This is a genomic window from Leptolyngbya sp. 'hensonii' (assembly GCF_001939115.1).
Classification (GTDB): Bacteria; Cyanobacteriota; Cyanobacteriia.
The window spans coordinates 52792-64814 of the sequence record NZ_MQTZ01000041.1 but is presented as its reverse complement, the minus strand read 5'-3'; the positions used below and the strand labels follow the sequence as shown (position 1 = coordinate 64814).

The window sequence follows — 12023 nt, the reverse complement described above, 5'->3', positions numbered from 1 at the left end:
TTGGGAGGGGTGGCCCGCAGGGCCGGGGTGGATTCAGCGACGGGATAGAGGCGTTGTATGCAATGCCTGGGCGGGCAGGATCTAAAAGGAATGGTGATAGGCCATACTGAGTCTTTTTGCCAGTTTCCAGCCCAGGAGAAAGCGGAGTAGTTCCCCGCGCCAGCTCCCGCAGGTCGGCAGATCTGCTTTTACACCCAGTTGTCTGATCTCCCGGAGAGCAGTCTGTGTCACATGGGGATGGCCGGGGTAAGCCTGAACAGCTCGTTCCATGTAGCAGCGGGCAATCGCGCGTTTAGCCCGTTGATCCTGGGTGCGACTGAGCAGGTAGTCTGCCTTCAGGGCGATCGACTGCAGTGCTGACCACTGATGTCGATCAGACCGGCCCCCACTCAGACTGTTACCCCCTTTGTATTTGCGATAGTAAGAACAGCCGATCGGAGTGTATCGAATCCCAGCGCTAGCCAGCACAACCCGAGCGAAATACTCCCCATCATCATCTAGGGAAAGTTGTTCATTCCAGGGGCCAGCCCCTGCTGCTACCGCCCGGGAAATCAGCCAGGCAGCAGGATGGACCATCGCCCCCGCCCCGTCTCCGCCCAGAAGTTGAATCAGCCATTCTACGGGTCGATCGCTATTCGCAAAGAAATGACCTCCTGTTTCCAGCGTGCCCACTTCCGGATCGGTTTCATCCCAAAAGTGAATCGTGTTGCAGAGGGCGAGCATATTTTCCGGGTGGTGTTGCAGGAGAAAAAGTTGGGCCTCAATTTTGTTGGAACTCAGTAAGTCATCCGCATCCAGATACTGGATGAAGTCTCCCTGAGCTACTTGCAAGGCCCGATTACGAGCTGCGCTGGCCCCTTGATTGACCTGGGAGAGAACAGCAACCGATGAGGACGCAAAGGATCGGGCGATCGTCAAACTGTTATCTGTCGAGCCATCATCCACGACGATGATTTCGAGTTTGTTCCAGGACTGGGCCAGGACCGACTTCAGGGTGCGGGCTAACCAGCGATCGGCGTTATAGCAGGGAATCAGGACAGAAACGAGAGGACGCATACCAACTCTCCAGAGAAGCAAGTTTGTAACGGTGTACAAAGAGAAGAGGTTCTACACAGGCATCCCCACGGCATGACGCCAGCCATACCGGAAATACCAGGGTTTGGAATCAGCCACGTAGTGATGCAGGGTTGCAGTAGGGCGCATTACCTCTCGACGACTCGGAAGCACCTGGTACTGAGCAGCCGGGGCAACCTTACGGGGATAACGGGCCATCAACATGGCTGTAAGTGCCTGCTCCTGGTAATAATGGGAGCCTTCTTGCTCGATCAGGGTTTTGCACCAGAATTCCATTTCTTCCCAATCGATCGCCTCGCTCTGCAAGCCGCAGACCCCCACATTGACCAAATCAGGAATGGGACTACCGGCCAGAGCGGTCATCAGTTGCTCGGAGTAGCCATAGGCATTTTCCACATCAACCATATGGCAGGGGTGTTGCGGGGATTCTAACCAATCCAGCAGGAGCGTAGGAGGCTGGAAGAAGAGCATGTCCGAGTCCAGCACTAGCTTCCAGCCCTGGGAACCCACATGGATGTCCGTCAGCTTCCGCAGTTGGGGATAGGCTAATCGGCGTGATCGCAGCCAGGGAAATTTTTGCAACGGTAGCCACTGATTCAGGCGGGCCTCAATTTCCCGCCGTTGCAGGATTCTGACATCCGGAAACAGACGCTGGATCGCCGCCTGATGGACCTGTTCCAGGGAACCGTCATCGTAAATCACCGGACGCAAATACCGATCGGCCTGCTGCATCATGGAATAAGCACAGAAGCAGGTTTGATACCAGAAACCAGCGCCGGTGAGGAAATGGATTTCGGGAGTATCGGGACCAGACGCCAGCGTAATGGGAGTCAGAGAATAGGCGGTGGCTTCCATTTGCTGGCGGGCCTTTTCATCGAACGATCTGCGAATGGGGTCACGACGAAAGGTGCGCTGGATGACCCCTTTGGGATAGTGGAAAGACCAGTAAGCCACCCGACCGAGATGAAATTGTTTTGCGACTGCGTACATAGGAATTCCTGCTGATGACAAGTGGGCAATGACTAATTCGACAAACTGGCCAATCCTTCAAAGGTGCCGCAGGCACCCTGCCAGTGAACATAGGCAGCAGCATCCTGCCAGGCCCGATACGCAAAAAATGCCTTCGCTTTCCGCAGAACGAGGGTGGAGGAAGGGATTTTCTGCCAGACGCGAATGCCATGAATATCCATAACCCGAACCCAGGAACGGCAGGCTGCCCGATTCAGTTGTCCCAGGTAGTCTCGCTGCAATCGGCGGGCGGGAATCAGATGCTTGAGCTGCAGTTGGGGAAAATAGCCCACCCCCCAACCCGCATTCAACAAGGTCAGAATAATGTCGTTGTCTTCCCCAGAAGTGAGCTGGTTGCCAGTGCGACCCAGGGCGAGGCGACGGCAATCGGCTGTCACCCATTGGGTGTAGGAGAGAAAAGCCTGCCGTCTCACCGCCAGCCCAATGCCAGCCGGGGCAAAATCAGGATAGGTATTCTGGGACAAAGTCCCAAAGCTACCCATATGAACCAAGGGTTCATCCCCAAAATCTCGCAAGGCCAGAACTTTATAGAATTCTGAGACCCAGGGTTTGGGGGCCACTTCAAATTCGGGTAAGGATTTGCCCCCGATCGCTCCCAGTCCCTCAAATTCAGTGAAAATTTGCAACACCTGGGTCAGATAGTTTGCGTCCAACACGTTGTCGTCATCTACATAGACCAACAGGTCACCCCTGGCTGCCTGGAATCCGCTCAAGCGGGCTGCAGTGAGTCCCAGGCGCTCTTCCCGCACCAGACGGGCAGCGGGATGCCAGCTCAGATCGATTCGGGAGGCCAGGGATTGAGCACTGGCATTATCGACAACAATCAGTTCCCATTGCTGAACGGGCAACGTTTGCCCCTGAAGAGCTGATAAAACCTGATTGAGATAGGCCAACCAGGGATTGTGGGTGCAAATGATGACGCTAATCTGAGGTTTCATAGGGGTTATGGCTGGAATAAGGTTCAGAGACTGCGCAGGTGCTTACAATTTGCTGACAATTCCAGGATCGAAGTTCGATGTGTGTGATCGCGTTCTCGTAATGCCCTGTTTTGTGTATGCGTTTGCATGAAAAAATGCGGGAAAAGCAATGATCTTTCCCCGCATCTCCGAATTTCGTTGTCCTGCCCGATCGTGTTAATCGATCTTGATCGTGTAAGGCATCCGCATGTAAACCCCGGTGGGGTCGTTCAGGGACCGAATCACCTGAAGTTCGTTCCAGAGACGACCTACTGCCAGGGTCATCGGGTCATTGCGATCGCTCAACAGTTTGGTCATGGTCGGAAAATCAGGGGGGTGTTGAGGGCTGCTTTCCGTATTCGGATCACTGGCCAGTCGCTGCAGAATCCGTTCCTCCAGGCTGCGGTTTTTGGGATATTCCACCACCTGCCAGTCTTCTCCCAGGTTAGCCCGCTTTGCTGCATCCTGAATCGCGTCTTTGATGCCCCCAATTTCATCTACCAGACCCAACTGTTTGGCTGTTTGACCAGACCAGACCCGGCCCTGGGCAATTTCCGCCACCTTTTGCCTGGGCAATTTGCGGGATTCAGCCACCTTAGCAATAAAGTCGTCGTAAATCTTATCAACGATGCGCTGGTAATTGGCTAATTCCTCCGGTGTTTTGGGGCGGACCAGGGTTTCCATATCGGCATATCGCCCAGTTTTCACCGTATCCCAGGTGAGTCCATTATTATTGCCAATTTTCTGAATGTTGGGGAAGAGGCCAAACACCCCGATCGAACCGGTGATCGTGGTCGGTTCCGCATAGATGCGGGTGGCATAGGTGGCAATCCAGTATCCCCCAGAAGCAGCCACCCCTCCCATCGAGACAATCACAGGCTTCACTTTGCTGGTCAGGATAATTTCTCGCTGAATGATGTCAGATGCCTGGGCACTCCCACCAGGACTATTGATCCGCAGGACAATCGCCTTGACCTTATCGTCTAAGCGCAGGGTTCGCAGTTGGCGCGCAAAGCGCTCACCACCAACTTCCCGCACTCCCCCAATACCGTTAACAATCTCCCCTTCAGCATAAACTACTGCAATCTGGCTGCGGGAAGACTTCTGCAAACTTTCCCCTATAGCACCAGCATAGGTAGGGAGACTGATCTGACGAAAGCTTTTATCCTTCGGCTTATTTCCCGTCAGGACCTTCAGATCGGTGACGACCTCATCCAGATGGGCCACCTGATCGATGAAGCGGCTTTTGAGGGCTTCATCCGGGAGAAGTATGCCTTTACTGTCAGCAATCTTCTGGATCAGTTCTGGTCTAATCTCTCGGCTTTTGGCAACATGCTTTTGAAATTCACTCCAAAAGGTATCCAAGAGCTTCTGGGTCTGCTCTTTGTTTTCGGGGCTGCTTTTCGTCTGGAGAAATGGCTCTACCGCAGACTTATACTTGCCTACCCGCGTCACCTGCACATCAATGCCATACTTCCGCAGAGCCCCCGCTAGAAACAGGTTCTCCGATCGAAAGCCATTCATTTCCATCAGGCCGGAGGGGTTCAGGATCACCGTGTTGGCCACGGACCCCAAGTAATACTCCCGTTCACGCCAGTTGGTGTCATAGGCAATAATCTTTTTCCCACTCCCACGAAAGCGTTCCAGTGCCTGACGTACTTCCTGCAGGCTGGCAAAGCTCGTCCCTCCATTGGACTCCAGATTGCCGAAGAGATACAGGGCAACAATCCGATCGTCCTTGGCAGCCCGATCCAGAGTCTCCAACACGGCGCGGAGAGAGAGAGACGTGCTGGGCCGATCGGAGAAGGCCTCCTCCAAAACCTCACTTCGCGTGGCGACAGGCCCTGTATCGGTGATACTGGTGGACAGGTCAAAGGTGAGAACTGATTTATTCTTCACCTGGGGACCCGTATCGACACTGGAGACGATCGCGATCAGCAGGAAGGCAAGGCCGACCACACTTAACCCAGAAAAGAGAACCAGGGCAGTCAGGCTGGCAAGTGTGTATTTCAGGAAGTCGCGCATGGGAACTGGCAAGAGGATTAAAGCTCAATTCTATTACAATCGCTGCAGAACACCCGCCGATCTCAGGATCCCCAGATCTCGACAGCCGGTGCAAAACAGGGTTGTGGTCATCTCAGCAATTAATAGGCTGGTGAGGCCATGGAGGGCCGCTTCTGACTCACAGGCTGCCTGCAGGAACGGCAGGGCCATCCCCACGAGATCCGCACCCAGGGCGATTGCCTTAGCAGCCTCCAGACCATTGCGTAATCCTCCAGAAGCAATCAGGGGAATGGTTGGAGCCACCGATCGCACCGAAACCAGGCAATCAGATGTAGGGATGCCCCAGTCTCCAAAAGTAGCACCCAGCCGTCGCTGGAGTTCATCCTCTGCCCGTTCACTTTCTACCTTAGCCCAGGAAGTGCCTCCGGCCCCAGCAACATCGATCGCGCTGACCCCAGACTCTATCAGCTTCTGGGCCATGGCTCCAGAAATTCCATTCCCAACTTCCTTCGCGATCACAGGCACAGGCAGGCACTGACAGAGGGTCGCTATCTTAGCCAGCAAACCTCGGAAATTGGTGTCTCCCCTGGACTGCACACATTCCTGCAGGGGATTCAGGTGCAGGATCAGGGCATCGGCCTCCAGGGAATCCACTGCCTGCAGACATTGCTCCAGACCATAGTCATAATTCAACTGCACGGCTCCCAGATTAGCAAACAGGGGAATATCAGGGGCCACCCGCCGGACCGCAAAAGTATCCACCACCTGGGGATTTTCTACGGCAACCCGTTGCGACCCCACACCCATCGCGAGGCGGTAGTGTTGAGCCACCTCTGCCAGGCGGTAGTTGACTGTCTTTGCCAGTTGGGTGCCCCCGGTCATCGAGGAGATCAGCAGAGGAGATCCCAGACGTTTGCCCAGAAATAGGGTACTGAGGTCAATCTCCGTGCGATCGAGTTCTGGCAGACAACAGTGGATAAATCGATAGCGATCCAGACCGTTTGTGGTCTGGCGAAACTGGACATCTTCATCCAGACAAATTCTGAGATGATCGGCTTTGCGAGCCTGTGTTGCCTTTGCCTGATTCAGGTTTGATGGGGCGATCGATGAATTTACAGGGGGATTCACGACAATTTCTACCCTTAACTCCAGAAATTTCTTATCACCCTATCACTTCTGACAATTTCCGATCATCCTACTTGCAGTTTTACAAGACAGAACTCCAGGATCCTTAGAAGTCTAAAGATCAAATCATCACAGACAATCCAGATACTGATCCACTACAAAGCCCGTTAATCCTTGCGGTGTTTTAATTTTAGCCCGGTAGCCTTCATGGTCCAGCACCGTCACCACCGTCCCGTTGGGCACTGTACCAATGATGCGATCGCCAGGATTAGCGGACACCCGCACATTCAATGCATCTCCATCCAGGGTACGAACTCGCATCTGGTCCTGCAGGGGCGTCTTCCGGGGGTTGAGCACAAACTGGGCCTGGACCCAGCCAGAAACCTGTTTGGGGCCAGTGATACTGATCCAGGCAGCCTGGGGTTCCCCCTCATCGGCCTGGACAAGCGTCCCAGAAGGTAGGGTGTCCGTGATGGCAGCATTGGAAGCAGCTTCCGATCTGACGGGCACTGGTTTTCCAGTTGGGTTTCGCAACGTCCGAAAGTTCGAGACACACACCCGATTCCGGATCGTCAGTTGTTCCAGAGATTGGGACTTCAGAATCTGGATGTCGGTTTCGGTGATACACCCCAACTTGGCGAATTCAAATTGATGCAGTCGGTATCGGCGAGGCAATCGAGCTGACGGCCAGATCGTGAAATTAGTTTCGTCCCCCAGGTAAACCTCCGTCAGGGCATTGCCATCCCGCAGGTAAATGCTGGTGGTCTGGCCGTTGTCTGACTGCAGGCGATTTCCCCGCACCTGGGCCAGGTAAACGCCAGTATCTTCTTCATCGGCATACTGGATACAGACCCGATCGGGCTTTGCTGTCGGAAAAATGGTGATGGCATAGCCGAAGGGTCCCTGCCAGTTCCCCAACATGTCCCCCACAGTGGCATTATTCAATCGCTGCTTCCAAAAATTGCGATAGGCTTGGAGAGCCTGTTGGCGGCTGGCATAACCAGGCTGTTGCTGGGCCTCCTGCTGATACTGTTGGACGCTCTGGAGGGTCTTGCGAATTTTGGGCATCACCTGCTGAATGCGGGTTTCGATCTGACTATCAGTGAGACCCGCCACCAACTCAGCCGGGGCCGCGATCGCAGGCTGACTCATCAGCACCAGAGCCGTCAGAATGGGTAAGGGAGTATGCAGGGTGATCATCAATCAACTTTGAACTCTACTATCGAACTATCAACTTGTATTGTGATTGCAACATATCCTTTCCGAACAGGCGTTCCATGCAACGCCTTCAACCACACATCCGATGGAAAATCCCCTTAAATCGATATCATCTGACCGACCATTGCCCGAATCACTTCGATCGACACCCGATAAAAGTACTGTTGCCGGAATTGTTCCTCCTGCAGCGTGGTCAGGAAGCGTTCCCGGTGACGGGGGATAGAGGCATCTGGAGCAGATGGGGCTAGAGTGGACCGAGTAACCTGAAACGCACCATCCTGGTAGCGAATCTGAAACCCCATTGCACTCAGAATCTGGAAGCCCAGTTGCAACACCCGATCGCTCACCCCCAGCTTCTCATAAAGCTGCAACCTCGATGCAGTCTGTTCAGTGCGACTCAGGTACTTGGCAATTCCAACTAGACGCTGCCAGACCTGTAGGGGCGTCTCCTCCCTGGGAGGAGGATAGGCGATCGCTAGTGATTTGCCGCTCTGCCTTGCCCGCCGCAACCACCCCTGCAGGTCGGCCCAACTCGTTGGAGATTGCGTCACCTCCAGAATGTCTGGGGATGGCTCCCCCCGGATGGATCGCCAATCCAGAATCCAGTCCTGCTGGTACGCCTGCCGCACATCCATTTGGGACTGGCAGACCCGCACCGCAATCAGCCGCAGATCGTAGGTCTTACGGGAGGCATTGTAATTCAACTCGACGATCGCATCACAGCGCCCTGTCGGAATGTCATCCTGATAATGCTCCCACCACACCCCGGCACAGCCCCGATCGGTGGAACGGTCCCATAGTTCAAAGTCTGTCCTGATATAGCGCAGCTTCTGACCTTTCCAATCCTTAATGTTGAAATGGCGTACCCGCTCAAACCAGCAATCGCGAAGCAAAAGTCGGGGCACTGGATTACCAATACCGTAAGGTTCCAGCAGCCTGAGTTCTCGAAACAATTCGCGCCCCAGTTCAGCCACCGTCACCGTCAAATCTGCCCGGATGGCTGGGGTGGCACTGGCCTGCCCATCTGAGTCCGTGATCGGGAAATTCTGCTGACGTAGTTCCTGATTAATCGCATCGGTGAACAGGGGAATGTTCTCGACGGGTAAGCTTAACCCAGCGGCGAAGGGATGGCCCCCAAACCGATGCAAGAGATGGGCTTGCTGGTGAACCAGCCGGTAGAGGTCAATCTGGTGGACCGATCGGGCTGATCCACGGGCGATCGGGACCTGGCCCTCCCGCTCCACATCGGCATTCAGGAGAATTGTGGGGCGGCCATAGTCCTGGGCAATCTGGCCAGCCACCAGACCCAGCACGCCTACGGGCCACTGGGTATCCACCAGAACGATCGCCCCCAGGGTGGAGAGATCCATCTGAGCCAGCTTCTGCCGCACCTGGTCTGCCACATCCCGCTGCAGGGCCTTACGGCGGGCATTGGCCAGTTCAGCCGCTCCAGCCAGTTCCACACAACGACGCTGGTCACGACTGGTGAGTAGCTCCACGCAGAAATGGGCATCCCCGTAGATACGACTGACCGCATTGATCCGGGGTCCGAGGCCAAAGGAAATATCCGTGGGCCGATCGCCACTGCGTTTGCACAATTCCAACAGACGGGTCAGACCGGGGCGGGTGGCCGTATCTGGATTAGCCTGGACCTGCAGCCGTTCAATCCCCCGTTGGGCCAGGTAACGGCAATCCCCAGTCAACTGCACCAGATCCGCAATCAGCCCGATCGCCACCAGATCTAGCAGGGCCTCCAGGGATTGCTGGGGCACGGTGGGGAGAGTCTGGTAAAGGGCCTCCACCAGCTTGTAGGCAACCGCCACCCCAGACAGGTGAGCCAGGGGATGATCGGCAGGGAGGGCACGGGGATTGACGATCGCCACCACCGGCGGACGTTCTACCGGTAGGGTGTGGTGATCGGTCACGATCACATCCAGACCCAGACTGGCCGCGTAGTCCAGTTCGTCCTGGTTGGTACTACCCGTGTCGCAGGTAACGATCAGGCGACAGCCCTGGGCGGCGAGGCGATCAAGGCCCGATCGGGATAACCCATGGGATTCCGTCAGGCGATTGGGAATAAAGTAAATCAGGTGCTGGTAGGGCTCGAAGAACTGGCCCAGCCCTTCCCAGAGCACTGCTGTTGCCGTCACCCCATCGGCGTCAAAATCGCCCCAGATGACCACCCGTTCCTGGTGCTCCCGCGCCTGCTGTAACCGAGCTATGGCCCGATCCATTTCTGACCCGAAGGCAAAGGGACTGGTGGGCTGATATCGATCGGGGTTGAGGAAGCCTTGCAGGGTGGTAGGGTCGGTAATACCTCGTTGTTGCAGTAGCTGGGCGGCATAATAGCCGGGACGGGCCAGAGTCGGGGTTCGATCGCCCGTCAGATAATCCCGCACGGTCTGAACCAGCCAATCCGGCGGCTCATCGGCCAGAACCCGCCAGGTTGGTCCCAGTTCTGGTTCCTGCTCTTCGATCGTCGCCGCACCTTCCTCTCCCAACTCAACCACTGGCTCTGTCTCCGCTCGTCATCCTCCATCATGGCCGATCGTCCCGGCTTCTGACAGGGATAGCTGCTGGGCAGATTTTACCGCCGGTCCAGCACAATGACCGATCGAAAATCATTGATTGGTTTATAAATCAATGCCTTAAACTCTGGATATTCCTGTGCTGGGTAGACATCCTTGTTCAGGATTAACTGCCGCTGCACGACGATCGCCTCTCCATCCCACTGGTAGCGACTTTGGTAGGTTCCCGCCCCATTTTGGAAATTCACCTCCGTGGGCAGTCGCCCCACTTGATAGCCCTGAGGCAGACGAATCCTGTAATTCCACTCCATTGTGGCTGCGCCCACCATCAGGGAATAGAGTCGATCGCTGTAACTGATGTAATTGCGGAATCCCTGAGGTAGGGAGATATTTAATCCTTCTGGCACTGGGAAGTAGATCTGCGGACCCAGCTCAATGGCTAAGGGGCTGGTCCAGTTGGCCCGAATCTGGATCGGTTGATTCAAGTTATTCAGGTCACTGGCCTGGAGGGAACCGTAGCCCCCTTCTGGGGTAGCTGCCAGGATGTCATCTGCTAGTTGTTCTGGGGTATCGCTGGTCAACAATTCACGGGTATCGCTGCTCTCCTGACCCACAACCTGAATCTGGGCCTGCCCCAGAATCGTGCCATCTGGATTCAGGGTGACAATACCATTGAACAAATATCGGTTCTGTTGCGGTTGGGAGGCAGGGGTAAAGGCTGTTGCGCCTTTCTCTGTAGCCAGGACGACAAATTTGCTCCTCAGAGGCTGACTCAATTCTCCAAAGGCGGCATACCGATCGGTCGGATCGGCAAAGAGCTGGAATTGGGGCAGATAAATGATCGCATGATTAAACTGACTGATGGGGAGTGGGGGAATACTGTACTGATTGCCCAGATCGATAAGGACGGGCACTGCTTCCATCCCCTTCGCCTGGAGCAGAGCCTGCATCAAGGCCACATGATCTTTGCAGTCCCCATAGCCATTTTTGAGGATCTCCGATACCGGGTGAGGCACCCATCCGGCATCCTCATCCAGATAAACCGCTGTGTACTGAATGTTCTGGGTGACCCAGTTATAGATGGCCCGTGCGGCTTCGATGCCTGTTTTAGACCCGACGATCCGATCGGCCAGGACTTTGATTTCAGGGGTGACCTGAACCTTGTCATGGGACTGCCGCCAGTAAATTGCCCCCAGATCTTCCCACCGATCCAAATTGGTGACCAGAAAGAAAGGACTGACATCGATAGGACTGGTCATTCCCGGCTCAGGTTGCCGTCCCCGATAGTTTTTTAGAACTGCTTTTAACACCCGCTGCTTGCCTTTGATTTCATCCGTCACCACATAGTCTCCCTGCTTGGCCCAGCGCAGCTTCAGATTGGCTGGCATCGTCACTGTAATGACTTCCTGACGACTGTTGTAGCTGAAGTCAGGCATATCAATGTCGTGGAAGCCGACCACCGAGGGTTTTTTCTGGGTAAACTTCCATTTCACATAGGTCTGACTACCAACCTGTAATTTGGGAAAGACCACCGTGGTGGTCAGGCTGTTGTCAAACCCAGGTGCCTCCTCGGAAGTCTGACCGGAGCGAGTGAAAATATTGTCTGGGGTGACGACAATGCGCCTGCCATCTGGCTGGATGACATAGGCTTCCACCAGTTCCAGATCTTGAGTATCCGGATAGTAGGAGCGGCTCTCCTGCTGCCAGTCTTCCAGACTGCTGGGTGTGAGTAAGGTGGTGCGGGTGCTGATGATCTGGGTGTAGGTATAGTCAGGATTGAGGGTGTAATGGCTCTGGTAGTCCTCATAGCGCACGTCTTCCAGGGGCCGTTTACGCGGATCGTTGGGGACGATCGTGAACCTGGGGTCGAGGGGGAGGGTGAGCTGTGCGATCAGGGTCTGAGGAGGAGCAATCTGCAGCAAATCTGCAGCACTGGCCGATCGAAGCGTGATACTGGGTAGCAGCAGGGTCAGTAGCGAGGTTGCCAAAAGTCTTTGGTAGTGCAGCATAGCAAGTAAAGTTCCCCTGGTAGAATAGTCAATCCTATGGGTGAATTTACTACAGAAAAAGCATTTTACAATCCAGATTT

Annotated in this window: 8 protein-coding genes; all 8 read right to left on the bottom strand. The window is 55.0% G+C overall.

Annotated elements, in window-relative coordinates; genetic code table 11:
- Positions 1-81: 81 nt before the first annotated feature.
- Complete coding sequence (locus tag BST81_RS12200) at positions 82-1056, bottom strand: glycosyltransferase family 2 protein (RefSeq protein ID WP_075598782.1); 975 nt, start codon at positions 1054-1056, stop codon at positions 82-84.
- A 51-nt stretch (positions 1057-1107) separates the two neighbouring features.
- A complete protein-coding gene (locus BST81_RS12195) occupies positions 1108-2064 on the bottom strand; it encodes a glycosyl transferase (RefSeq protein WP_075598781.1) in 957 nt (318 codons plus the stop codon).
- Between the two features lie 32 nt (positions 2065-2096).
- A complete protein-coding gene (locus BST81_RS12190) occupies positions 2097-3041 on the bottom strand; it encodes a glycosyltransferase (RefSeq protein WP_075598780.1) in 945 nt (314 codons plus the stop codon).
- Between the two features lie 195 nt (positions 3042-3236).
- Positions 3237-5084: a signal peptide peptidase SppA gene (gene sppA / locus BST81_RS12185; protein ID WP_075598779.1), complete on the bottom strand. Its 1848-nt coding sequence runs from the start codon at positions 5082-5084 to the stop codon at positions 3237-3239.
- A 33-nt stretch (positions 5085-5117) separates the two neighbouring features.
- Positions 5118-6152, bottom strand: coding sequence for a type 2 isopentenyl-diphosphate Delta-isomerase (fni, locus tag BST81_RS12180; protein WP_075599135.1), 1035 nt, complete (start codon positions 6150-6152; stop codon positions 5118-5120).
- 165 nt (positions 6153-6317) lie between these two features.
- Positions 6318-7388: an SH3 domain-containing protein gene (locus BST81_RS12175; protein WP_075598778.1), complete on the bottom strand. Its 1071-nt coding sequence runs from the start codon at positions 7386-7388 to the stop codon at positions 6318-6320.
- Positions 7389-7504: 116 nt separating this feature from the next.
- Complete coding sequence (gene recJ, locus BST81_RS12170) at positions 7505-9916, bottom strand: single-stranded-DNA-specific exonuclease RecJ (protein ID WP_253188262.1); 2412 nt, start codon at positions 9914-9916, stop codon at positions 7505-7507.
- Positions 9917-9993: 77 nt separating this feature from the next.
- Positions 9994-11922: a DUF3857 domain-containing protein gene (locus BST81_RS12165; RefSeq protein WP_171974745.1), complete on the bottom strand. Its 1929-nt coding sequence runs from the start codon at positions 11920-11922 to the stop codon at positions 9994-9996.
- Between the last annotated feature and the right edge of the window lie 101 nt (positions 11923-12023).

What these genes read in the sequence shown, in the direction of transcription:
- BST81_RS12200 (WP_075598782.1), bottom strand. Translation starts at nt 1,056, where the DNA reads ATGCGTCCTCTCGTTTCTGTCCTGATTCCCTGCTATAACGCCGATCGC.
- BST81_RS12195 (WP_075598781.1), bottom strand. Translation starts at nt 2,064, where the DNA reads ATGTACGCAGTCGCAAAACAATTTCATCTCGGTCGGGTGGCTTACTGG.
- BST81_RS12190 (WP_075598780.1), bottom strand. Translation starts at nt 3,041, where the DNA reads ATGAAACCTCAGATTAGCGTCATCATTTGCACCCACAATCCCTGGTTG.
- sppA (WP_075598779.1), bottom strand. Translation starts at nt 5,084, where the DNA reads ATGCGCGACTTCCTGAAATACACACTTGCCAGCCTGACTGCCCTGGTT.
- BST81_RS12175 (WP_075598778.1), bottom strand. Translation starts at nt 7,388, where the DNA reads ATGATCACCCTGCATACTCCCTTACCCATTCTGACGGCTCTGGTGCTG.